This window comes from Rhodoferax sp. RT5P35, assembly GCF_056521385.1.
In genome coordinates, this window is the sequence record NZ_JBWMAX010000003.1 from 24471 (window position 1) to 48838 (window position 24368).

General features: G+C 64.6%; 17 protein-coding genes and 1 riboswitch. Of the genes, 14 read left to right on the plus strand and 3 right to left on the minus strand.

The features are described 5' to 3' along the window. Nucleotides 1-60 precede the first annotated feature (60 nt). The 9 genes from AC097L_RS04500 (at nt 61) to AC097L_RS04540 (ending at nt 12806) form a co-directional block, all read left to right on the plus strand. Nucleotides 61-1392 carry an extracellular solute-binding protein gene (locus AC097L_RS04500; RefSeq protein WP_479584976.1) on the plus strand — a complete coding sequence of 444 codons (1332 nt, stop codon included), beginning with the start codon at nt 61-63 and terminating at the stop codon, nt 1390-1392. Between the two features lie 72 nt (nt 1393-1464). Further along, the gene (gene arfA / locus AC097L_RS04505) at nt 1465-2985 is read left to right on the plus strand and encodes an arabinosylfuranosidase ArfA (protein ID WP_479584977.1); all 1521 of its coding nucleotides are present in this window, start codon (nt 1465-1467) and stop codon (nt 2983-2985) included. A 35-nt stretch (nt 2986-3020) separates the two neighbouring features. After that, complete coding sequence (locus AC097L_RS04510; protein ID WP_479584978.1) at nt 3021-3740, plus strand: FadR/GntR family transcriptional regulator; 720 nt, start codon at nt 3021-3023, stop codon at nt 3738-3740. Nucleotides 3741-4038: 298 nt separating this feature from the next. Further along, a complete protein-coding gene (locus tag AC097L_RS04515; RefSeq protein WP_479584979.1) occupies nt 4039-6507 on the plus strand; it encodes a hypothetical protein in 2469 nt (822 codons plus the stop codon). Nucleotides 6508-6511: 4 nt separating this feature from the next. Beyond that, complete coding sequence (locus tag AC097L_RS04520) at nt 6512-8335, plus strand: GMC family oxidoreductase (RefSeq protein ID WP_479584980.1); 1824 nt, start codon at nt 6512-6514, stop codon at nt 8333-8335. 17 nt (nt 8336-8352) lie between these two features. Beyond that, entirely contained in the window at nt 8353-8784 is a 432-nt protein-coding gene (locus tag AC097L_RS04525; RefSeq protein WP_479584981.1) for a hypothetical protein, read from the plus strand. A 97-nt stretch (nt 8785-8881) separates the two neighbouring features. Next, nucleotides 8882-10171, plus strand: coding sequence for a hypothetical protein (locus tag AC097L_RS04530; protein ID WP_479584982.1), 1290 nt, complete (start codon nt 8882-8884; stop codon nt 10169-10171). After that, nucleotides 10168-11586, plus strand: a complete 1419-nt coding sequence (locus tag AC097L_RS04535) for a Dyp-type peroxidase (RefSeq protein ID WP_479584983.1) — start codon at nt 10168-10170, stop codon at nt 11584-11586. The genes AC097L_RS04530 and AC097L_RS04535 overlap by 4 nt, the downstream gene beginning before the upstream one ends. Further along, nucleotides 11583-12806: a catalase family protein gene (locus AC097L_RS04540; protein ID WP_479584984.1), complete on the plus strand. Its 1224-nt coding sequence runs from the start codon at nt 11583-11585 to the stop codon at nt 12804-12806. Before AC097L_RS04535 ends, AC097L_RS04540 begins: the two co-directional genes overlap by 4 nt. A gap of 60 nt (nt 12807-12866) precedes the next feature. Here the strand turns inward: AC097L_RS04540 and AC097L_RS04545 are convergent, their stop codons facing one another. Continuing rightward, the gene (locus AC097L_RS04545; RefSeq protein WP_479584985.1) at nt 12867-14399 is read right to left on the minus strand and encodes a S53 family peptidase; all 1533 of its coding nucleotides are present in this window, start codon (nt 14397-14399) and stop codon (nt 12867-12869) included. A gap of 68 nt (nt 14400-14467) precedes the next feature. Further along, nucleotides 14468-14559, minus strand: a riboswitch (cyclic di-GMP riboswitch). Between the two features lie 170 nt (nt 14560-14729). Here AC097L_RS04545 and AC097L_RS04550 point away from each other — a divergent pair. Continuing rightward, complete coding sequence (locus tag AC097L_RS04550; protein ID WP_479584986.1) at nt 14730-15506, plus strand: ParB N-terminal domain-containing protein; 777 nt, start codon at nt 14730-14732, stop codon at nt 15504-15506. A gap of 78 nt (nt 15507-15584) precedes the next feature. On the opposite strand, the gene AC097L_RS04555 is transcribed toward AC097L_RS04550, so the two are convergent. After that, nucleotides 15585-16514, minus strand: a complete 930-nt coding sequence (locus AC097L_RS04555) for a LysR substrate-binding domain-containing protein (RefSeq protein ID WP_479585466.1) — start codon at nt 16512-16514, stop codon at nt 15585-15587. Between the two features lie 85 nt (nt 16515-16599). On the opposite strand from AC097L_RS04555, the gene AC097L_RS04560 reads away from it, so the two are divergent. Further along, nucleotides 16600-16833, plus strand: coding sequence for a hypothetical protein (locus tag AC097L_RS04560; protein WP_479584987.1), 234 nt, complete (start codon nt 16600-16602; stop codon nt 16831-16833). A 102-nt stretch (nt 16834-16935) separates the two neighbouring features. Here AC097L_RS04560 and AC097L_RS04565 read toward each other — a convergent pair whose 3' ends face one another. Then, complete coding sequence (locus AC097L_RS04565) at nt 16936-18705, minus strand: PAS-domain containing protein (RefSeq protein WP_479584988.1); 1770 nt, start codon at nt 18703-18705, stop codon at nt 16936-16938. A gap of 292 nt (nt 18706-18997) precedes the next feature. Here AC097L_RS04565 and AC097L_RS04570 point away from each other — a divergent pair, with 292 nt between their 5' ends. From AC097L_RS04570 to AC097L_RS04580, 3 genes are all read left to right on the plus strand, one after another. After that, entirely contained in the window at nt 18998-21346 is a 2349-nt protein-coding gene (locus tag AC097L_RS04570; protein WP_479584989.1) for a putative bifunctional diguanylate cyclase/phosphodiesterase, read from the plus strand. A 196-nt stretch (nt 21347-21542) separates the two neighbouring features. Then, the gene (locus tag AC097L_RS04575; protein ID WP_479584990.1) at nt 21543-22820 is read left to right on the plus strand and encodes a putative DNA modification/repair radical SAM protein; all 1278 of its coding nucleotides are present in this window, start codon (nt 21543-21545) and stop codon (nt 22818-22820) included. Then, a complete protein-coding gene (locus AC097L_RS04580) occupies nt 22813-24306 on the plus strand; it encodes a UdgX family uracil-DNA binding protein (protein WP_479584991.1) in 1494 nt (497 codons plus the stop codon). Before AC097L_RS04575 ends, AC097L_RS04580 begins: the two co-directional genes overlap by 8 nt. Nucleotides 24307-24368 lie beyond the last annotated feature (62 nt).

Below are 24368 nucleotides of genomic sequence, written 5' to 3' on the forward strand. Positions count from 1 at the left end.
GCAGCGCCGATCCGCTGCACATCCAAAAAATGGCTACGGCCTGACAAAGAGGAGACAAGCATGAGACTGAAAACCATTGCCGCCAGCCTGGTGGCCATCACCCTGGCCACCGGCAGCGCCCTGTGCGCGGCGCAGGCCAAGACCGAGATCACGGTGGCCCGCTTCTTCGGCGCCTGCGATGCCGACTACGGCAAGGCCGTGGATGCCAGCAAGGCCCGTGGCGAGTGCGGCATCATCACCACGCTGATCAATGAATTCAACGCCACCAACAAAGACGGTATTGTGGTCAAACCGCAAATTGCCGAGTGGAATCCGTATTACGACCAGCTCAGCGCCCGCATCGTGGCCAAAGACGTGCCCACCATCACCGTGATGCACGAGTCCGTACTCGGCGATTACGTGGCCCGCAAGCTGGTGGAGCCACTGGACGAAGGCTTCAAGGCCGTCGGCATCAGCACCGACCAGTTCAGCGAGCAGGCCAAGCGCGGCACGCAGATCGGTGGCAAAACCTACGCCCTGCCCTTTGACACTTGGTCGTGGCTATGGCACATCAACGGCAACCTGATGAAAAAGGCCGGGCTCACCAACGCTGACGGCTCGCCCGTCCTGCCGCAAAGCCCCGAGGAGTTGCTGGCCCAGGCACGCAAGTTCAAAGCCGCCACTGGCAAGCCCTACCTGAGCTGGCCTGCCGCCGACGTGGCAGGCAACTTCCGCAGCCTGGTCACCCTGGTGGCGCAGCAAAACGGCACACTGTTCGCGGCCAACGGCAAGCAGATCGACATGCACTCCAAGCCCGTGCGCAATGCCCTGGAACTAGCCAACACACTCTACTCCGAAGGCCTGATCAAACCCAACCTGGACTACGGCGCAGGCAACCAGGCGTTTATCAACGGCGACGTGGGTGTGCACATCGTCGGCACCTGGACGATTGGCGACTTTGTCGACGCCGCCGAAAAAGCCGACTCTCCCCTGCATGGTGGCTACTCGGTGGTGCCATTTGCCAAGATCTATGCCAAGAAGGCCGCGTTTGCCGACGGCCACAGCTGGGTGATGCTCAAGGGCGGTGCCAAAGACGACAAGACCCGCCAGGCCGCACTGAGCTTCATGAAGTTCCTGTGGGACCGCGACTACGAGTGGGCTCGCACCGGCCACCTGCCCGCCAACACCACCGCCACCGCCCGCGACGACTTCAAGAAACTGCCTTTCCGCAGCAACATTCTGGAGATCAGCAGCATCGGCGTGTCGGTTCCCAGCAATGTGCCGCGCCAACGCGCCGTCGAGGCCATCGTCGGCGAAGAAATGGTCAACATGCTGCTGACCAAGAAGCCTATCGACGCAGTGCAAAAGTCGGCCGAAGAACGCGTCAACAAGCTGCTGTCTACCGTCCGTTAAACCTATCCATCCATCTACCTACCCCGGGGCCGCGATGGCGGCCCCAACCCTTTTTTTCACAGGAAGCACACCATGATCTCCACCCGCCTGGTCGTAGACCGCGACTTCGCCGTCTCCGAACTTGACCGGCGCATCTTCGGCACCTTTGTTGAACACCTGGGCCGCGCGGTCTACACCGGCATCTATGAGCCCGGCCACCCCACCGCCGACGCGCGCGGCTTTCGCGGCGACGTGATGGAGTTGACCCGCGAACTGGGTCCCACCATCGTGCGCTACCCCGGTGGCAACTTTGTATCGGGCTACGACTGGGAGGACGGTGTCGGCCCTGCCGCCGACCGCCCGGTGCGCCTGGACCTGGCCTGGGCCTCCACCGAGACCAACCAGTTTGGCACCAATGAATTCATGGAATGGTGCGAAGCTACCGACATCGAACCCATGTGGGCTGTCAACCTGGGCACGCGGGGCCCCAATGAAGCCCGTGCATTCATCGAATACTGCAACCACCCCGGCGGCACCGCCCTGTCTGATCTGCGCAAATCGCACGGCGTAGAGGCCCCGCACGACATCAAGTTCTGGTGCCTGGGCAACGAGATGGACGGCCCCTGGCAGATCTGCTCCAAAACCGCCGACGAATACGGCCGCATCGCCCATGAAACCGCCAAGCTCATGCGCCTGGTGGACCCGACCATCCAGCTCGCCGCCTGCGGCTCGTCGGCGCACAACATGCCCACCTACGGCCAGTGGGAAGACACGGTGCTGGAGCACTGCTTTGACGACGTGGACTTCATCTCGCTGCACACCTATTTTGAAAACCGCGGCGACTCTACGCCCGAGTTTTTTGGCTGCATCGAACAGATGGACCAGTCGATCAAGGAAATCGTCGCTGTGGCCGACGGAGTGGCGGCGCGCAAGCACTCGGCCAAACGCATCATGCTGTCGTTTGACGAGTGGAACGTCTGGTACAAGGCCCGCTCCATCAACGACCTGCGCCAGCCCGGCTGGCCGCAAGCGCCGCGCCTGCTAGAAGAAATCTACAACACCGAAGATGCCCTGGTGGTAGGTGGCGCGCTCATCGTGATGATGAACAACGCCGACCGCGTCAAGGTCGCCTGCCTGGCGCAACTGGTCAACGTGATCGGCCCCATCATGACCGAACCCGGTGGCCCGGCCTGGCGGCAAACCATCTTCTACCCGTTTGCCCAGGCCACCCGCTTTGCCCACGGCAAGGTGCTGCGCCCGGTGATCGACTCGCCCAGCTACGAGGCCAAAAGCCACCCGGAAATCCCCTACCTCTGCGCCTGCGTAGTGGACGACGAGGCCACCGGCACCACCACGGTGTTTGCGCTGAACCGCCACCTCACCGAGAGCATGCAACTGCGCATCGAACTGCGCGGCCTGGGCACCACCCGCACGCTGGACCATGCGCTAGCCCTGCACCACAGCAACATGAAGGCCACCAACACCAAGGACGCGCCCAACACCGTTGTGCCCGAAAATAACCCCCACGTGCAGGTAGATGGCGAAACCATCCTGGCCGAACTCAAGCCCGGATCGTGGAACGTGATCGTGACAACGGCAACAGGCCGTAAATAAAAAAGGGGGCACGCGATGCCCCAAAAGGAACCCGCATGTTTGAACGTGAACCGCTGGTCGGCACCATGACCGCCCAGGTGGCCAAAATCATCGGCATGCGCGTCGTGGGCGGTGAGTTTTTGCCGGGCGACGCGCTGCCGGTGGAAAGCGATCTGTGCAGCGCCTACGGGGTCAGCCGCACTACGGTGCGCGAGGCCATCAAGCAGCTGTCAAGCAAGCGGCTGATCGACGTGTCGCCCAAAATCGGCACGCGGGTGCTGCCTTTTGCCGACTGGAACCTGCTGGACCGCGACGTGCTGGCCTGGCGGCTGCACGCCCAGTTCGACACCAAGATCATCGAGGACATCTACGAGATGCGCCTGTGCTTTGAGCCGCGCGCCTGCTTTCTGGCTGCCCAGGCCGGCAACGCCGCCGATATGCAGCTACTGGATAGCCGCTACCACGCGCTGGCCGCCGCCTACACTAGCAACGAGGTGCGCGCCGCCGCCGAAGCCGACCTGGCCTTCCACATGACCATCATCGAAGTGTCGCGCAACGGCATGTTCATCACCATCGGCAACGGCATCAAGGCGGCCCTGCGGGTGTCGTCCGAAATGCTGCTGCGCCACGCCACCCGCCCCAGCGAAGACCTGGACCTGCACGCCGCCGTGCACCGCCACATCCTGGCGCACGAGCCGGATGCGGCAGCAAGCGCCATGACGGCATTGCTGTCGGCATCCAGGGCGCGCTTGCTGCCGTACACGGTGAAGCCATAGCTTCGAAATAAAGCATTAAATAAGCCTCTAGCGCATATAAAATATACGCCTACTGCTATTTTTAATATAGCATATAAATAAAATCTCCCAACTTATCACAGGCCGGTTTATCCCCTCTTTGAAGGATGCATCCCCTGGGGCTGCGGCCTAGACTGGCAGCACCTTCACCAGCGCTTTACTTTTCTGGCGAGAAGGCGCAACGTGGTCCATCAACCGGGGGATGGCAATGGCACATGGACACTGGCATAGACACTGGCATCGGACAACGCTAGCGTTCCTGTTTCTGGGCGGCATGCTGTTGACAGGCCTATCCACCAGCGCCCAGGCCCCTGCACCACTGTCCATAGCGGGCAAGGTACTGGACGAAGCCAAACAGGCCGGGCGCGACGGCAGCAGCTTCACCCATGCGTCTGAGGACTATTTCCACGATATGGACGGCGCCCCGGCGCTGACCCCGCAAGAGGTGGCCGGGCGCAATATGTGGCTGGTCTGGACCGGCGGCAACGACCGCCTGTGGGACCGCATGGGCAACTTCACCTTTGGCGCGTTCGACCTGCTCAAAACCATCAGTTCCCACCCCAGCCAGGGTTATTCGCGGGCCAACCGCTGGGAGTACCTGGGCCTGGTCAACGAACCCTGCTTTGGCAACGCAACCGGCCCAGATTCCGCCCATAAAGGCCTGTGGCTCGACCAACGCGCCCCAGGCTGCGCGCCCGACCCGTTTGAAAACGCCGTCAAATACCCCGGCGTGGCAGTGGGCGCACGGGGTAAGCCACTGGGTGACGGCACCACCCTACCCACCGGCTCGTTCTACGGTGAGGCCACCGGCATCCTGGGCCTGCGCCTGTTCCCGAATCCGGCCTTCGATGCCAAAGCCGCCAAAGTGTGGGATGCCGAGCGCTACTACACCGACGAAAAATACTACAACCGCCAAGACCTGGTCCGCCCTTACCGAGTCGGCATATCCTGCGGGTTTTGCCACGTGGGTCCCAGTCCGGTGAACCCGCCGCAGAACCCCAACGCACCCGCGTTTGCCAACCTCAGCTCCTCGGTGGGCGCGCAGTACATGTGGGTAGACCGGCTGTTCATCCACAACGCCAACCAAGCCGTGGGCAAAAAGAACTACATGTACCAGTTGGCCCACACCTTCCGGCCCGGGGCCATGGACACCTCACTCATCTCCACCGACAGCATCAACAACCCGCGCACCATGAACGCGGTGTACAGCTTTGCCGAGCGCATGGCCCAAGGCAAGCAGCTCTGGCACGAGCCTTTGAACGGCGGCGAGCGCGACAACAAACAGTTCAACGACTTTGTCACCAGCGGCCCGCTCACCGAGTTCTATGACCCCGCCACCCACATCGCCCGTGTGCCCCATGTGCTCAAAGACGGCTCCGATTCGGTGGGCCTGCTGGGGGCGTTGAACCGGGTCTACCTCAACATCGGCCTGTTCAGCGAAGAATGGCTGCTGCACTTCAACCCGGTGGTGGGGGGCAAGGCCATCACGCCCATCCCCATCGCCACGGCACAAAAAAACTCTGGCTACTGGCAGGCCACCGAGGCGGGCACACCCAACACAGCCCTGTTCTTCCTCAAGGCCGCCCAGCCCGACTACCTGCAGAGCGCGCCCGGCGGCGCGGCCTACCTACAGGCCGACACCGCCACGCTGGACCACGGCAAGCAAGTGTTTGCCGACACCTGCGCCCGCTGCCACTCCAGCAAAGCCCCCACGCCCCCGCCCGAGCTGGGCCTGGAGCCGCAAAAATGCGCGGGCGGCGGCTACATGGGCTGCTTCAAAGCCTACTGGGGCTGGACCCAGACAGATGGCTACAAAAAACTGATGCGCCAGATCGTGCAGGCCCCCGACTTTTTAAAGGGCAACTACCTGTCCACCGAGGCGCGCATCCCCGCCACCCTGCTGCGCACCAACGTCTGCAGCCCCCTGGCCACCAATGCGCTGGCGGGCAATATCTGGGACAACTTCTCCTCCACCGCCTACAAGCAGTTGCCCAGCGTAGGTACCGTCACCCTGAGCGACCCGTTCACCGGGGCCAACGTGCCTTACGCCATGCCGGGGGGCGGGCGCGGCTACACCCGGGTGCCGTCCCTGGTCAGCCTGTGGTCCACCGCGCCGTTTTTGCTGAACAGCACCGTGGGGCCGTTCAACGGCGACCCGTCGGTGGCCGGGCGCATGGCGGTGTTTGACGCGTCCATCAACCAAATGCTGTGGCCCGAGCAAAGGGTGCGCGACAGCGTGCTGGGCAGCAGAGTGCCTGGCACCATCGACCGCACTGACCAGCGCAGCGAAATCACCGTGCCCGCCGGTTTTGTGCCCGAGGTGCTGCAACCCCTGCGCAGGGTGCTGCACCGCCTGGTGCCGTCGCTGGGTGGCGACATCACCCTGGGTCCCATTCCCAAAGGCATGCCGGTCAGTCTGCTGTCCAACCTCAAGCTGCAGCCCGAAGAAGGCAATGCGCTGGCCCACAAGCGCGACCTGGCCGAGGTACTGCTCAAGCTGCCGGTAGACCTGTTCAAAGCCCGCAACGCTGACGATTCGGAATTGCGCGAAAAGTTTGCCAACCTGCGTGCCCCGCTGCTGCGCCTGAGCAAATGCCCCGACTTCGTGGTCAACCGCGGCCACTACTTCGGCACGGCCGAGTTCAACCAGCAAGAAGGCCTGAGCGCCGACGAAAAAGCCTTTGGCACCGAGCCCGCGCTGAGCGATGCCGACAAGCGCGCGCTGATCGCCTTCTTGAAGACGTTCTAGCCGCATGCCCATCACCCAAGGCCAACCATGGGACACCATCATCGTGGGAACCGGCGCAGGCGGTGGCACCCTGGCCGCCAGGCTGGTAGAGGCGGGCCAGCGCGTGTGTGTGCTGGAGGCAGGTGGGGACCCGCGCCTGGACAAAGGCCCGCGCCTGCCCGACGACTACGACGTGCCCGGCTTCCACGCCTTTGCCTGTGAGAACGAAGCCATGGCCTGGAACTTCCAAGTGCGCCACTACGCCGACGAGGCCCGCCAGGCGCGCGACCCCAAATACAGCGCCGCCCGCCAAGGCGTGCTGTACCCGCGCGCCGCCGGGCTGGGTGGCTGCACGGCCCACAACGCCATGATTTTCATGCGCCCGCACGACTCCGACTGGGACCACATCGCCGACCTCACCGGCGATGCCAGCTGGCGCGCCAAGCACATGCAGCGCTACTTTGCCCGGCTGGAGTCCTGCCAGCACCGCCCGGTGTGGCGCGCCCTGCAGCGCCTGGGCCTGGACCCCAGCGGCCACGGCTGGCACGGCTGGCTGCACACCGAGCGCTCGGTGCCGCCCGAAGCCCTGGGCGATGCCCAACTGGTGGACATGCTGGCCCGCACCGCCCGCAACTTCACCCACAGCCTGCCCACCCCGCTGCGCAGCCTGTTGCGCTGGCTGCGCGTGCGCGGCGACCCCAACGCCCGACCCTGGGGCCGCGGCAGCTTTGAGGGCCTGTGCTACACGCCCATGAGCACCGCCCGGCACAGCCGCATGGGCGCGCGCGAGCGCCTGCTGCAGGTGCGCGACAAACACCCCGACCGCCTTCACATTGAGCTGCACGCCCTGGCCACCCGGGTGCTGTTCAATACCGAGGGCGCGGCCTGCGGTGTCGAGTACTTGAAAGGCCAGCGCCTGTACCACGCCCACCCCGTGCCCAACGCAGCAGCGGGCCAGCTACGGCAGGTGCAATCTAGCGGCGAAGTCATTCTGTGCGGCGGCGCCTTCAACACCCCGCAGCTGCTGATGCTGTCCGGCATCGGCCCCGCTGCTGCGCTGCAGGCCCACAACATCCCGGTGCGGGTAAACCTACCGGGCGTGGGCCGCAACCTGCAAGACCGCTACGAAGTCGCCCTCACCCACCGCATGCGCCAGCCCTGGCAGGGGCTGAAAGAAGCACGGTTTGAACGCGGCGACCCGGTGTGGCAGCGCTGGAAGACCGCGTGCTCGGGCATGTACGCCGCCAGCGGGGCGATGCTGGGCCTGATTGAAAAGTCCAGCCCCGACCAGCCCGAGCCTGACATCTTCTGCATGGCCCTGCCCGCCCCATTCGAGGGTTACGAACCCGGTTTTTCGGAGCGCATCCGCCAGCACAGCGACCGCCTGACCTGGGCCATCCTGAAAGCCCACACGCTGAACCGCGCCGGCACGGTCACGCTGCGCTCGGCCAATCCGCTGGAGCCGCCGCTGGTCAACTTCCGCTACTTTGAAGAAGGCAGCGATGCAGCCGGGGCCGATCTACAGGCCGTTGTGCAGGCCATCCGCGCCGTGCGCCGCCTCACCGCTCCGTTTCTGGCCAGTGGTTTGATCGCCGAGGAATGCACGCCCGGCCCCGAGGTACAGACCGATGCCGAACTGGCCGACTTCGTGCGCAGCACCGCCTGGGGCCACCATGCCTCGTGCTCCTGCCCCATTGGCGATGTACTCGACAGCGCTTTCCGCGTCCATGGCACGCGCGGCCTGCGGGTAGTGGACGCATCGGTGTTTCCGCGCATTCCCGGCTTCTTCATCGCCGCCGCCGTCTACATGGTGGGTGAAAAGGCGGCAGACGTAATCCTCAACCCATGATCTTTAAGGAGAAAACCATGGCCTATGACGTCACCCAACTGCTGGCAATGGGCCAAACCGAGCTGGACGACCTGTTCCGCGCCAGCCCGCCCGGCGATATCCCCAACGGCAGCGCCGAGGGCACGGCCATCATCGCGCCCGGCACCCAATACACCCAAAGCATCGCCCACCTGATCAACCTGTTTGGCTGGCAGGGCAAGGTGTTTGACGCGCAAAAAGGCGTGCTGAAAAACAAGGTGCTGGTGTTCGGCTTTGAGGCTGTGCTGGCCAAGGTCTACAAAGACGCCAGCTGGCTGGACGGCAAGGAATGCATCGTGTTGGACTACTCCGACACCTCGGTCATCGCGCATTACGTGCGCGACGAAATCCGCCTGATCGGCCCCGGCTTCTACCTGGGCAAGGTGTACTGGGCGAAGGACCGCTTGATCGATTTCTGTTTGCAGTTTTAGTTTTGCTACAGATTTTGATATGACTTTTGATAGCTGCCAGCGCATATTAAATATACGCTGCAAGCCTATTTAACATCTGAAAATTGGCCTAAAAACCATGACTCCGCAGTCACATTTCATGGTCGTCGCCCCGCTTGCTGCGGGCCGCGAGGCGGACCTGCGGACGCTGCTGGCCAGCATGAATACCCAGCCGGGCATGGCCAACCCGCACAATGCGCTGCTGCCGTTTGGCCTGTTCACGCAACTGCACTTTGCGCGCTTCGTGCTGCTGGACGATGCCCTGCAAGCCGACCTCACCACCCTGGGCCTGCCGCGCCCGCGCCTGCCCACCGTGCTGGCCTTCATGGGCGACTGCGACGGTTCGGCGCACGCGTGTTTGGACCTGATGGCCCAGCGTGCGGGCCAAGGGCTATGCCGCATCTTTGCCCACTGCGAAGGCTTCGCCCAGGGCAAAGACCTCACTACCTGGATGCTGGCGCACGACCGGCCACTGGCGGCCACCTACGTTCACTGGCGGGGCCGCAGCGTGCAGCAAATTCGCCAGGAAAGCGCCCTGCAGCAAGCTTTGTCGGCCCGGGTGTCACGCACAGCGGGAGCCGATGCACAGCGTACCCACCAAGACCTGCGCAGCTTTGTGGATGCAGAAATCACCGCAGGCCGCCTCACCCTCACCTCGCCCGCCGCCACGCCGCTGGGCTGGCAGTTAGGCAACCTCGTCCACCTGATAGGCGTGCCGCTGGTCGGCCTGGTACTGCTGCCGTTGTTCATCGTATTGCTGCCCTGGCTCATCTACGCGCTGCGCCGCCGCGAAACCACCGACCCCGTGCTCTGCCCACGCCCCGACCCGGCGGCGGTGCAGGAGCTGCAAGACATCGAAGACTTTGATGTGAGCAACCAGTACACCGCGATCGGGCCGGTCAAGCCAGGGCAGTTCCGGCGCGGCCTGGTCACGGTGCTGCTGGTGCTGATCGACTACGCCTGCCGCCATGTGTTCACCCGGGGCCACCTGGCGCGGGTACAGACCATCCACTTCGCCCGCTGGGCCTTTCTGGACGACAAAAGCCGCGTGGTCTTCACCAGCCACTACGACGGCAGCCACCAAGGCTACATGGACGACTTCATCAACAAAGTGGCCTGGGGCCTGAACCTGGTGTTTGGCAACGGCATAGGCTGGCCGCGCACCGACTGGCTGATTTTGGGCGGTGCGCGGCACGAGCAAGCGTTTAAATACTACCAGCGCCGCCATCAGATCCCCACCCAGGTTTGGTACAAGGCCTACCCCGGCCTGACCCTGGCCCACCTGCAGCGCAACCAGCGCATCCGCGCCGGGCTGGACAAGCCCGCACCCACCGACGCAGAGCTGCAAGACTGGCTGAGGCTGCTATGAAGGTAGAACTCAACGACATCCAGGGCATCGTCCGCTTTGGCTACAAGCACCACACCGAGGCCTGTTTTCTGCTGCTGCGGGTGCTAGACCCGGCCGCTGCCTGCAACTGGCTGGCCAACGCCCCGGTCACCAGTGCCGCCACCGCCGACCCACCACCCGCCACCGTGCTGCAACTGGCCCTGACCAGCGAGGGCCTGCGCGCGCTGGGCGTGGACGAAGACACGGTGCAAGGTTTTTCCAGCGAATTCCTGGGCGGCATGGGCACCGATGCCTGCCGCGCTCGCCGCCTGGGCGATGTGGGGGCCAATGCGCCCAGCCAGTGGCAGTGGGGCACGGGGGCGCGCTTGCCGCATGTGCTGCTAATGCTCTACGCCCTGCCCGGCCACCTGGCAGCGTGGCAGGCGCACATTGAAACGGATACGGCACCGGGCTTCACCCTCCTGGCCCGCCTGCCCTGCGCCGACCTGGGCGAGGTGGAACCGTTTGGCTTCAAAGACGGTATCTCCCAGCCCGCCCTGGATTGGGACCGCACCCGCCCCGCCGTGGATGCCGAGCACACCACCTACGGCAACCTCAGTTGCCTGGGCGAAACCCTGCTGGGCTACCCCAACGAGTACGGCGGCTACACCGACCGCCCGCTGCTGCCACCCCACCCCGCTTTGCCAACGGCCGAAGATGCCCCCGACTGCGCCGACCTGGGCCGCAACGGCAGCTACCTGGTGCTACGCCAGTTGGCGCAAGACGTGCGCGGCTTCTGGCAGTGGCTGGACGGCGCAGCCCAACACAACCCGGTGGCCCGAGAAAAGCTGGCCGCTACCCTGGTGGGCCGCACACTGGGTGGCACGCCGCTGGCCGATGCCCCCCCCAGCGACCCCAACGCCTTCACCTACGCGGCCGACCCGCGCGGCACCCGCTGCCCACTGGGTGCCCACGTGCGCCGCGCCAACCCACGCACCGCCGACCTGCCGCCGGGTAATCCCAAGCTGCCGGGCTTCATCGGCTGGCTGACCCGCACCCTGGGCTTCGACGCGCCGGCACTGGCCCAGGACCGTGTGGCCTCCAGCCGCTTCCACCGCCTGCTGCGCCGGGGGCGCGAGTACCGTGGCGCGGACTCCGGCCTGTCACCCGGTGCCGACGGCACCGGCTTATATTTCATTTGCCTGGGTGCCAACATCGCCCGCCAGTTTGAATTTGTGCAGGCGGCCTGGCTCAACGCGCCCCAGTTTGCCGGGTTACACGGCGAAACCGACCCGCTGGTGGGCACGCGCGAACCCGCGCAGAGCGACTTCTCCATCCCCCAAGCCACCGGGCCAGACCACCGCCTCAGTGGCCTGCCGCAGTTCGTCACCGTGCGTGGCGGGGCCTATTTCTTTCTGCCCGGCATCCGCGCCCTGCGCTACCTAGGAACGCTATGAATTCCAATGCGAGCCGCCCGGTGCCACGGGCCAACACCGGTTCCGCCGTGCGCAATTGGCTGTCAGACACTTCGCTGGCGCTCATCCAGCTGGAGCGCCGCTTCGACCCGTTTCTGCGCCCGGCCTTCGAGGCCATGCTGCTGGAGCCGCTGACCCGCCTGACGACAGCACTCATCAACGCCCAGCGCCCCAACGAGGGCTTGCAGATAGCCGAAGAGCGCATCCTGCCGGGCGAAGAAACCTGTGTGGACTCCATCATCCAAAGCTTCCAGGAGCAGATGCGTGCGCTGTGGAAACCCGGCGGCTTCGAGCGCGGCGGCAACACCAAAACCCAGGGCATCGTGCGGGCCGAATTCACCGTCCACCCCGACCTGCCCGCCCACCTGCGCCACGGCATTTACGCCACACCGCGCAGCTACCCGGCCTGGGTGCGCTTCTCCGGCCCCGGCCCCTACGTCACGCCCGACATCGACGACGTGGGCTTCATGAGCATCAGCGTCAAACTGATGGACGTCCCTGGCCCCAAGCTGATGGAAGAGGAACGCTTCACCCAGGACCTATTTGGCGTGTCGCCCCCCACCTTCGTCACCCCCGACGTGATCGCCAACGCCCAGCTGCAAAAAGAGAGCTTGAAGAACGCGCAGATCTTCTACTTTTTCAATCTGCACCGCCCGCATGTGCTGGACGCCATCATGCAAGGCTTGTGGACCAAAACCCAGAGCAGCCCGCTCGAAGCCCCTTACTTCAGCTGCGTGCCTTACCTGCTGGGCGCAGGCCAGGCCATGCAGTATTCGTTCTGGCCCAAAACCCAACACCGCACCCCCATCCCCCGCCTGCCGCTGCGCCCGCCCGACGACTACCTGCGCAACGCCATGGTCGCATCTTTGGCTGCGGGCGACGTGGAGCTGGACGTGCGCCTGCAGGTACAAACCGACCCGCATTTGATGCCCATCGAGAACGCCAGCGTGCTCTGGCCCGAGCGCCTGTCCCCCCGCATCTCCGCCGCCACCCTGCGTATCCCGCAGCAGCAGTTCAACACGCCTGCGCAAATGGAATTCGCCAAACGCCTGTCCTATAACCCCTGGCACAGCATCCCCGAGCACCGCCCCCTGGGCAACCAGAGCCGGGCCCGCAAGCGCATGTACTACGAGCTGTCCAAACTGAGGCACCAGATGAACGCGGTACCGCACTTTGAACCGACCGGGGATGAGGTGTTTTAGCGTTCAGTCGCAAAAAAGCCCGCAGCACCCCAGCACTGCGGGCTCTCCCGAAGTGGGAATCTACTGTTTGATGGTGCTCAACAAAGCCAGCAAAGAGCCGCCATTCGGGGTGCCCAGACCGGTGCTGGCATCAAAGCCTGCGGTGGCCTTGCAGGTGGCGCAGCTGCCGTTGGCACCGGCGGTCACGTCCAGGAAGGCCTGCGAATAGGAACTGGCGTTGGGCAGCACGTTCAGGTACAGGGCGTTGTGCACGCTGGTCAGCACCGGCAGGTTGACCATGGCGCGCTGGGCGCTGGCGATGGCCAGCAAGGCGGCCCACTCGGGTGCGGCAATGCTGGTTCCGCCGCCGGACATGAAGCCGAACGCGCCGCCCGGCACGGTGATGCCCACGTACTGGCCGGTGTAGGGGTCGGAGTCGGATGACACGTCGGCCACGCGGCGCTTGGTGATGGTTTTGGACAAGGCGGTCTGGTAGGCGGGCACGGCGGTATAAGCGCTGGTGCCGCCACCGGTACCCGACCACACGGTTTCGGTACGGGTGCTGCCGTTGAAGCTCAGCGAGGTGCCGCCGGTGGCCAGCACCTTGGTGGACACGGCCGGCCAGTTGACCGCAGCGCCCGAGTCGCCGGTGGACGCGGTGTACTGCATGCCCTTGCCCTGGAACAGGCTGTCTACCGAGGCGGTCCAGCTGCCTTCACTGGCGCCAAAACTCATGCTGACCACGCCTGGGCCCATATTGTTGGCGACCGTGATGGCGTTGGCCAGGGCAGACAGCGAGGCGGACGTGGCTTCGACCAGAATAATGCGGGCCAGCGGCGCAATGGCGTGGGCCGACTCCACATCCATCGCAATTTCGGCAGCCCAGCCCGCGTTGTAGGCCGGTGCCACCGAGGTGCGGCCCGAGGTAGCTGCGGCATACACCACGCTGAAAGTGCAACCCGCCGTGGCGCTGGCGGCGGCCAGGGGCAGTGCCGCCGTGGCCGCAATCGCCACGTTGGTGCAGGTGGGCAGGTTCAGGCGGGCGTTGTAGTTGTTCAGGTCGGCGAAGGCATTCGGGTTGTGGTACGCGTCCACCAGGTAAATGGTCTGGCCTGCACCCAGGGCCGCACGGGCGGCGGCGGTAGACACCACGCCCGCAGCCGACACAGCGGGCAATTTGTAGGCGGCACGGATCTGCGCTGGGGTGTAGACCGTCACCACCGACGCAGCGCGCGCGCCCATTTGCGATGCGGGGGTACTGGCCAGTAGACGCCGAGCTTCCACCGCCTCGGTGGCCACGGTCTGGGGCAGCAGCCGGGCCGTGGCCGTACCTTCCATGGCGGGCAACACCGCTTCGGTGCGCACCGTATCGGTATCGCTGGGCACCAGCGACGGGTCGCTGATGTCCACCGGTGCCATGTGGAAGGTGGGCAAAACTTCGGTCGGCACATCGGCCAGCAGCGCGACTGCGTCCAGTGTTTGCGCCGGTGATGTGGCGGCCACGTCAGAAGAAGATCCGCCGCCGCAAGCGCTCAGCGCCAGCAGGGCTAGCACCGACAGGCTGCCCGCAGTGGTGCGTGCAACAGAACGAGAAAAAGGAGTAAATACCAGCATGTCGTCACCTTTCAATGTCAAAAACACAAAGGGCGGCAGCGGACAAAGTAGAGTTTGACGTAACCCTGTCCGGTAACCCCGCTAGCATGGTGCTGGTGTGCAGCACCGAAGCCCGGTGGCTTTGCGTCCCCAGCTTTCGCCAGGTTTGCCCTTGTCAGATTCGCTTCAAAGAAGCCGCCTCGCTGACTGCGGCAGCCAAATTGCATCAATGCGGATTGGGCTGCGGTGCAATTGTTTCACAAAAGTAACAAATACCCTGGGCAAATTTCACGTTCTGGCGGCTTCTACAATCGCGCCCCTTTCCTCGCCTACTTTCCCCCTCCTCCCAAAATGAACATTACGGTTAACGACGACTTGCTGGCTTACATTGACCCGCTCACCCCCGACGAGCACGCCGCGTTGGAGCGCAGCATCCTGGCCGAGGGCTGCCGCGATGCGCTGGTGCTGTGGGGCGATGTGCTGGTGGACGGGCACAACCGTTTTGGCATTTGCAGCGCGCACAACATCCCGTTCAACACCGTGCAAAACACCGCGTTCAAGACGCTGGACGATGTGCACCTGTGGATGATCGACCAGCACCTGGGGCGGCGCAGCGTGTCGGACTTCCAGCGCGGTGTGCTGGCACTGCGCAAGAAAGACATCCTGGCCGGGCGCGAACAGCCCGCTAAAACCGAAGCCCCGGCCAGCAACACCGCGCCGTGGGAAGAATCCACCACACCCGCCGCCGCGGCCCCCGCCGCAGAGCCCGCGCTGACCCGCGAGGCGCTGGCCAAGTCGGCGCGCATCAGCAACAGCACCTTCACGCAGATCGAGAAGATCCAGAAGTCGGCCACGCCCGAACTGGTGGCGGCGGTGAAGTCCGGCACCATCTCCATCAACACCGCGGCCACCGTGGCCTCGCTACCCGCTGAAGCGCAGTTGGCCGCCGCCGCCGGGGGCAAAAAAGAGCTGCAACAGGCCGCCCGCCAGGTGCGCGCCGCCAAGGCCGTAGAGCGCACCGAGCCCGATTCGCCCGAAGGCACCATCGCCCGCCTGAAGCAAACCGTGGCCGAGCTGACGGCTGAGAACGCGGCCTTGCGGGCGCAATTGGCCGAGATGATGGCGTGAACCAGCGCAGCCTACACGCCTGAAATTTAAGCCAAACAGGCCGCTAGCGTAGGTATACCCTACGCTGCTAGCTATTAATTAAATAGCAAGCAACCGGCTTTGCGCCAACAGGCTGGCGGCGACCTGCAGCTCCGACTGCAGCCATTCCCGAAACGCCAGCAGCGGCGGCCAGTCCCGGTGTTCTGGGGGGTGGACCAGCCAGTACGCGTCGTAGGCCTCGGTCGCCAAGGCCAGGGGCGACAGCTGTACCAGCCGCCCGGACCGCAGCGCGTCGGCCGCCACCAGCTCCCGGCCCAGGGCGATACCCAGGCCCTGTTCGGCAGCCTGCAGCATCAGCCCCATGTCGTTGAAAACCGCTACCGGCTGGATACGGCAGGGGTGGCCCGCCAGCGCAAACCAGGCCTCCCAGCACTCGCTGGTACCTAGCAAGGGTTCGTGGAGCCAGGCGGTCGGGTCGCTGCCGGCCAGGCGCGCGGCCATGGCCGGGCTGGCCACCACCACCTGCTGGGAGTCGATCAGGCAGCTGCCTTCCAGGCCACGCCACGGCCCTTTGCCCTGGCGCACCGCCGCGTGGAAACCTTCACGGGGCAGGTCCATGGCCTGCTGCGAGGTGTGTAGCTCGACCGCCATGCCGGGGTGCAAGGCCCGCCAGTGCGCCATGCGGGGCATCAGCCAGTGCTGGGCAAACGAGGGCGAGACGGTGATGCGCAAGCGCTGGTCGGTGCCGGTGGAGGCCACGGCGGCAGCGCGCATGCCCTCGTCAATCTGGGCCAGCGCAGGCTCTACCGCTTGCAGCAGCGCGGCCCCGGCGGCATTCAGCACCACGCGGCGGCCCCGCCGGTCAAACAGCAAAAAGCCCAGTTGCTCCTCCAGCAAGCGGATTTGCTGGCTCACCGCACTGTGCGTGAGGTGCAGTTGCTCGCCCGCGGCACGCAAGGTGGACAGTGTGGCCACGGCACGGAAGGTGGGCAGGGTTTGCAAGGGAATACGGGGCATGCTGGTAAGTATAAGCAACCAAGCTTGGCAGAAATGAGCGCTTTTACCCGAGACATTGGACGGATACGCTTACCAGCATGACTTTTAACCCCCTGCCATGGCCTCTATGACCCTTACTTTGAAACAGCTGCTGGCCCGGTTGTGGCAGCGCGGCAGCCGCAGCCGCCCGCCCGCTCCCGTACCTTTGGGCGAACTCAGTAGCCACCTGCTGCGCGACATCAACGCTTCCGACCGCGTGCACGGGCAGGCACGGGAACACGCCGAACTGGCCCGCTTTGACCAGCAACTCCACCGGCAACAGGCACAGCACGGAAATATTCCAAAAATATAGAAGAAAAGTGGCTCCAGCGCATATATCACCTACGCTGGCCGCTATCAAAACAGGAATTACCAAATCCTGCACCCAAACGGGGTTCAGGCCACGGCCAAGCCGTTAATAAGTAGACGCCGGATTGTCGTGGTCGCCAAACACCCGCACGCAGTCACGCCCCTGGGCCTTGGCGGCGTACATGGCGGCATCGGCGTTGCGCAGCAGGGTGTCGGCATCGCTACCGGCACCTGGGTGCAAGGCCACGCCGATGGACGCGCCGACCTGCAAACTGTGCGACTCGATTTCCATGTCTTGCCCTATGCCCTCCAGCAGGCGGTAGGCCAGGCCCAGCGCCTGCTCGGTGTGTTCTACGCGGCACTGCAGCACCGCAAATTCGTCGCCGCCCATGCGGGCCACCACATCGCCATCGCGGGCTACCAGGCGCATGCGATCGGCGATCAGCGCAAGCACCTTGTCGCCAACGGCGTGGCCGTAGGTGTCGTTGATGGGTTTGAAGCGGTCGATGTCGATGAAGTGCACCGCAAACCCACACGTGGCAGGGTCCGCAGCGCGGGTGGCGGCCGCCAGGCTCTCCAAAAACACCTCGCGGTTGACCAGCGCGGTCAGGCCATCATGGCGGGCCATATGGCGGATGCGATCATCGGCACGCTTGCGGTCGGTGATGTCGGTGTAGGTGCGCAGCACACCACCGCCCGCAATCGGCATGCTGTGGATTTCCACCACCCGGCCATCCGGGCGTTTGCGGTCGTAGGCGTAGGGCCGGTCGAAAATATCGCCGGAGCGCACTTTGGACAGCACCTCGTCAGGCACGTGGACCAGCTCGCCGGCAGCCAGTTGGTAGTCGGCCAGCGTGTCCAGTGTGGGGCGGCTGTCTACCAGGCTCTGGGGCAAGTTCAGCAGTTCCCGTGCGCGCCGGTTGCACACCACCACCACGCGGTCGGCGTTGACCATCATCACGCCCTGCTCCATGTTGGCCAGCGTGGCCTCCAGCAGGGCCGACTTTTCTTGCAGGATGGCCTCGCTTTCGCGGGCGCGGCGCTCGGCTTCCAGCAATTGCTGCTGCTGGCGCTTGAGCACGGTGATGTCCACGTGGGCCAAAAAGCCTTTGCCATCCGGGCTGCGCTGCTCAATCACCCGGCTCCAGCGGTCCCCAGGCAGCGGCACCTCGAACGGCGCGCCCGTGAAGCGGGAGTGCTCCAACAAGGTCAACAGGCCCGAGTCGAACAGGGCCTGGTGGTGCGGCTCCAGGCCCTGCCAGGCGGTGCGGTACACCCATTCCAGGTGGGCACCGATGGCCGCGGTGCGGCTGGGCAGGCCGTACATCTGCATAAATGGCCCATTGGCCCAGAGGATGCGGTCGTCTGCCCCGGTGACCATCACCCCGTCGGGTACATGGTCGAACAAGGCAGCACCGTCGATGGCCGTGGTGGCCAGAATGGTCGGCCCCTGCGGGTCGGTGGCCGAGGTGTGGGCCTGCCAGATGCGGATACGGCCTATGCCGGGCAAGGGTAGCGATGCCACCCACAGCCGCACGCCCAGGTGTTCAAAGGCATAGGGCCGCTGCTGGGTGCGGTGGCGCGCCACGCCGCTATCAATGTATTGGTCGATCTTTTCCAGCTCCTCCGCGGCCAGCCGCCCCTGGTAGAACCGGCGCAGGTTGGCGCGGTAGGGCTCCCCGGCGTAGACGTGGGCGGCATGCTCTGGGAAGAACTTGAGGAAGCTGCGGTTCCACAGCAAGGTGTTGTCGGCATCGTCGAACACACAGGCTGCAATTCCTAAGCTGTCCAGCGTGTCGGCCACCGTAGCCAGCAGCGCCAGGTTGGGTGGACCGGCTGGGGCGTGGTCGCTAAAAATGCTTGCTTGCTGCGTCATTGCGCTTTTATCTCGCTGGCATCCATAGGTGAAATCCATTCGGCGGCCAGGGCGCACCGTTTTCTTGACGGACTTTACCTGAGTCTTACCGTGTTTTGGATACCGTAGTGCCCCTTTATGGTTTGTACTAGTGACTCCTTGGGGCTTTCACCGCCACACAATGCCCATGTTTTACGCAAAATGGCGTAACCTGCGCAAGACCACCCGCTGCCTGCCCATGGGCAGACCCTTCGCAGGGCAAAGCGGTTGGCAACACCCCAGCCATGTGCAGAAATCCCAACCGATGGCACAAATGACAGAACCCCTGACCAGCAGCCCGCTCGCACGCATACGAAGTTTGTGGACTCCGTATGTTGCTGAGGAACCTCTGGCGGCCAGCTTCCGTGCCAAACAGTTGCAAACCCTGCTGGGCATGACACCGCTATCGATGCTGGTCAATCTGTTCAACGCCTCGTTCGTGCTGTACCGCATGGCAGCCGGTGCCTGGTGGCTTTGGCTCTGGCTGATGGCATTGCTGTTTTCAGTCGTCCAAGGCCTGGTCGCGTGGTTTCGGCACAAACGCCAGAACACGGTGCAACACACGGCCTCGCGCCGGGCCATGCGGCGTGCCGTGCAACATGCCGCCGGCTTGGGCACGCTGTGGGGCGTATTGCCCGCCTTGCTGCTACCTCATCTGCTGTTCCAAGACCAGCAGATGCTATTGGTCATGTCCTGCGGGATGATTTGTGCGGGTGGCTTTGCATTGGTTACCGTGCCAGCCGCCGCCATGGTCTACGTGGTCTGCCTCACCACGGGCTGCGTCATCGGGCTGCTGCGCACCCACTTGCCGGGCACAGACATTCTGTTGTGCCTGCTGGCGGTGTATGGCCTGGTGGTGATAGCGTCCGTGCACACCATGGCCAAGTTCTACGGTTCCCGGCTGGTGGCGGAAGCCGATGCCGCCCAGCAGAAACAGATTATCGGGCTGCTGCTAAGTGACTTTGAAGAAAATGCCAATGACTTTCTGTGGGAGATTTCGCCCACGGGGCATGTCATACACGCGTCCAGCCGCCTGGTCAAAGCCCTTCAATTCAACAGCACCTTAGGCCTGGTGGCGCTTATCGCGCGCACCCACCAGTCCCAAGCCGCCACCCCTGCCGATGCCCAAAGCTACCTCGACAACCTGCAAAAGGCCTTGTTCGCGCGCGCGCCCTTTCGAGACCTGGTGGTACCCATCATTCTAGAAGGCAAGCTGCACTGGTGGGCGCTGACAGGCAAGCAGGTCGCGCAGCCTGGCCAGCCGCTGCCCGGCTGGCGCGGCGTGGGTGCCGACATCACCGAGCGCAAAACGGCCGAAGACGAAATGCACCGAATGGCCCATTTCGATGTGCTGACCGGCCTGGCCAACCGCCGCCACTTCCAGCACCGCCTGCAGCAGTTGTGCACCCAAGAAGGTGGCATGGCGGCGCTGCTGTGCATCGACCTGGACAACTTCAAGCGCGTCAACGATGCCTACGGCCATGCCAATGGCGACGTGCTGCTCAAGACCATCGCCCAGCGCATGCTCTGCGAAATCCGGGACCGGGACCTAGTGGCGCGGCTGGGCGGGGACGAGTTCGCCATCCTGCTGGACGGCCTGTCCCAGGAGGAAGAAGTGCGCCTGTTTGCCGACCGATTGATGCGCGCCATCGAAGAGCCCTGCACGCTGTCGGGCATTACCTACACGCCCAACATCAGCATTGGCATCGCCTGCCTGCCCCACCATGGCAAGCAAGCCGACGACATCCTGCACCGGGCCGACCTGGCGCTGTACGAAGCCAAGGCCCGGGGGCGTCGACAGGCCCAGTTCTTCTCGCTGGCGATGGACGAAAAATCCCGCCGCCGCATTGCCATCGAAGATGCCCTGCGCCAGGCACTGCAGCAGCAGGAGCTACACCTGGTGTACCAGCCGCAGATCGCACTGCCCACCCAGCAGCCCACCGGGGTCGAGGCCTTGCTGCGCTGGTCCAGCCCCCAGTTTGGCAACCTGTCCCCGGCCGAGTTCATTCCGATTGCGGAAGAGGCCGGGCTGATCCGCGACATCGGACTGTGGGTGCTGGAAACCGCCTGCACCGCGGCAGGCACGCTACCCGGCCATCTGGTGATGGCGGTCAATTTGTCGGCCTGCCAGTTTGACGATGCCCTGCTGGTCGACAAGATTCTGACCGTGGTGGAGCGTACCGGCCTGCGCCCGCAGCGGCTGGAGCTGGAGATCACCGAATCGGTATTTCTGAAAGACACCGACGACGTGCTGAACGCCCTGCACCGGCTGCGCATGGCGGGCATCCGCATCGCGCTGGACGACTTCGGCACCGGCTATTCATCGTTGGCCTATCTGCGCAGCTTTCCATTCCACAAACTCAAGATCGACCGGTCTTTCATCATGTCGATCCACCAAAGCCCGGAGTCAGAAGCCATCGTGCGCTCGGTGATCGCCCTGGCCAGCGCACTGCAGATGGAGACCACCGCCGAGGGGATAGAAACCCAAGCGCAGTGCGAACAGTTGACCCACCTAGGCTGCAGCAACGGCCAGGGTTTCCACCTGGCCCGGCCAATGGCGCTTAAAGCCGTGCTGGCCCTGTTGCAGCACGCACCTGGATCGGATCGGTTGGACTCTCTGTAAAGTCCACACCCCGGCACGCGCGACACATTGCATTTAAAAGTTTAAACAAAAAGTGCCTAGTGCGCATATGCCACTTACGGTTCAAGCTATTCATTCAGTAGCAAAAATACTGCATACCTGAACCACAATCGGCCAGCTTCTGTGGGTGGCACACCGTGTTTTGCTGTATATTTAAACAGTTAATACACACCACACCATGGACCTCAACCGCAAGCTCGCCATCCTCGCCGACGCCGCAAAATACGATGCCTCCTGCGCGTCCAGCGGCACGCTAAAACGCGACTCCGTTGGCGGGCGCGGCATAGGATCGACCGAGGGCGCCGGCATCTGCCACAGTTACGCGCCCGATGGCCGCTGCATCTCGCTGCTGAAGATTTTGCTCACCAACTACTGCGTCTACGACTGCCTGTACTGCGTCAACCGCGTCAGCAGCAATGTGGACCGGGCCCGCTTTCGCATCGACGAGGTGGTACAGCTCACGCTGGACTTTTACCGCCGCAACTGCATTGAGGGCCTGTTCCTCAGCTGCGGCATCATCCGCAGCCCCGACTACACCATGGAGCGCGTGGTCGAAGTAGCCCGCGTGCTGCGCGAAGAGCACGACTTTCGCGGCTACATCCACCTCAAAACCATCCCCGAAGCCAGCGAGGAACTGCTGGCCCGCGCAGGCCGCTATGCCGACCGGCTCAGCATCAACGTCGAGCTGCCCACCACCGAGAGCCTGCTGGTACTGGCCCCCGAAAAAGACGGCCAGGCTATCCGCCGCTCGATGGCCCGGCTGCGTATCCATATCGACGACGCCAAGGCCGCGGCCCCACCGCCACTGGCTACCTCGCAGCCGCGCGTGGCCCCCAAGCGGGCCCGGGCGCCACGCTTTGCACCGGCCGGGCAAAGCACGCAAATGATCGTCGGTGCCGATGCCTCAGACGACCGCAGCATCCTGACCGCCAGCGCCACGCTGTACGGCGCGTACCAGCTCCGGCGCGTGTACTACTCGGCCTTCAGCCCCATCCCCGATGCCGCGCGCGGCCTGCCGCTGGTCGCGCCGCCACTGGTGCGCGAACACCGGCTCTACCAGGCCGACTGGCTGATGCGCTTCTACGGCTTTGCGCACGATGAAATCGTGGGGGCCAGCGACGGCATGCTGGCCCTCGACATCGACCCCAAACTGGCCTGGGCGCTGGCCCACCGCGAACGCTTTCCGGTAGACCTGAACCGCGCCCCGCGCGAAATGCTGCTGCGCGTGCCCGGCCTGGGTGTGACCTCGGTGAAGCGCCTGCTCACCGCCCGCCGCACCCGCACGCTGCGGGTCGATGATTTGTCACGCCTCAAGGTGCCGCTGAAAAACGTGCTGCCCTTCATCAGCGTGCCCGGCGCGGCGCGTAACGGGCTGGACGATGCCAACCTGGCGGCGCGGCTGCGGCCACAGCCGGTACAGCGCTCATTGTTCGACCTGCCCTTGCCCCATGGCTAACTCGGCGCCGCTGTCGGTCCACCTGGCGGGCGAAGACGACGTGCCGGGCTTTCGGGCGGCGGCGCGGCGTTTGCTGGCGCAAAACATAGAACCCGGGCAGATCAGCTGGCATGTGGCGGGCGCGGCCGAGGGGGATTTGTTTGCGACAGAAGAACCCGCACCCGATGTCCCCGCCACAGACGGCGCAGTGCTGAAGCTGCCCGCGTTCTTCGTCGCACTATGCAACCGCACCGCGCTGCACGCCGACCCGGCCCGCTTTGGCCTGCTCTACCGGCTGGCCTGGCGGCTGCTGCGCGAGCCGGGCTTGCGCTACGACCCGCTGGACCCCGACAGGATGCAGGCCGAGCAAATGGCCCGCGTGGTGCGGCGCGACATGCACAAGATGACCGCGTTTGTGCGCTTTCGGCCGCTGGACGCGCCCACCGACGACGGCTGGGGTGTCACCCACGTGGCCTGGTTCGAGCCCGGACACCACATCGTCGAAGCCACCGCGCCCTTTTTTGCGCGGCGCTTTGCGCAAATGCCCTGGGCCATTCTCACGCCCGAGCGCAGCGCCCGCTGGAACGGCCAGCAACTGGCCTTCGGCCCTGGCGCGCAGAAATCAGACGCACCACCGGCCGATGCCAACGAGCGCCTGTGGCTCACTTATTACGAAAACATCTTCAACCCGGCGCGGCTCAAACTGGCCATGATGCACAAGGAGATGCCGCGCCGCTACTGGAAGAACCTGCCCGAGGCGGTGCTGATCCAACCGCTCACAGCCTTATCGGCCCAGCGCAGCGGCCAGATGCTGGAGCAAGCGGCCAGCGAACCGGCGCACCGCCGACCCGCTGCTTCCATCGCCCTGCGGCTGGACCAGCGCCCCGAAGTAGTGGAAGCCCCAGGCACGCTGGCCGCGCTGCACCAGGCCACTGAACGCTGCCGCGCCTGCCCCATCGGCCAGCACGCCACGCAGGCAGTGCACGGCGAAGGCCCGATGGGCGCACCACTGATGTTGGTGGGCGAGCAGCCCGGCGACCAGGAGGACCTGCGTGGCCGCCCCTTTATCGGCCCGGCCGGCCAGTTGCTGGACCGGGCGCTGGCGCAGCTCGGCCTGTCACGGGCGGCGCTGTACCTGACCAACGCGGTGAAGCACTTCAAGTTCGAACCGCGTGGCAAACGGCGCATCCACAAAACTGCGGCGCAGCAAGAGGCCGCCGCTTGCCTGGACTGGCTGGAACATGAAATTGCTTTGGTACGGCCTGCTGCCGCCGTGGCGCTGGGCAGCACCGCCGCCCGCGCCCTGCTGGGCCGCCCCGTCGCCGTGCTCAGCGAACGCGGCCAATGGCTGCAGCGCGACGACGGCCTGCGCGTGCTGGTCACCCTGCACCCGGCCGCCCTGCTGCGCATGGACAGCCGCGACTTCGATACCGCGTTTGCCGCCTGGCTCGACGATCTGGGCAAGGCCGCCCATCTTGACCCTGGCCCGGAAACGTATGATTTATAAAAAATAAGCTGCTAGCCCAGGAGTTACCTGCGCTAGCAGCTATTTATTTAGGAGCAGGTGCC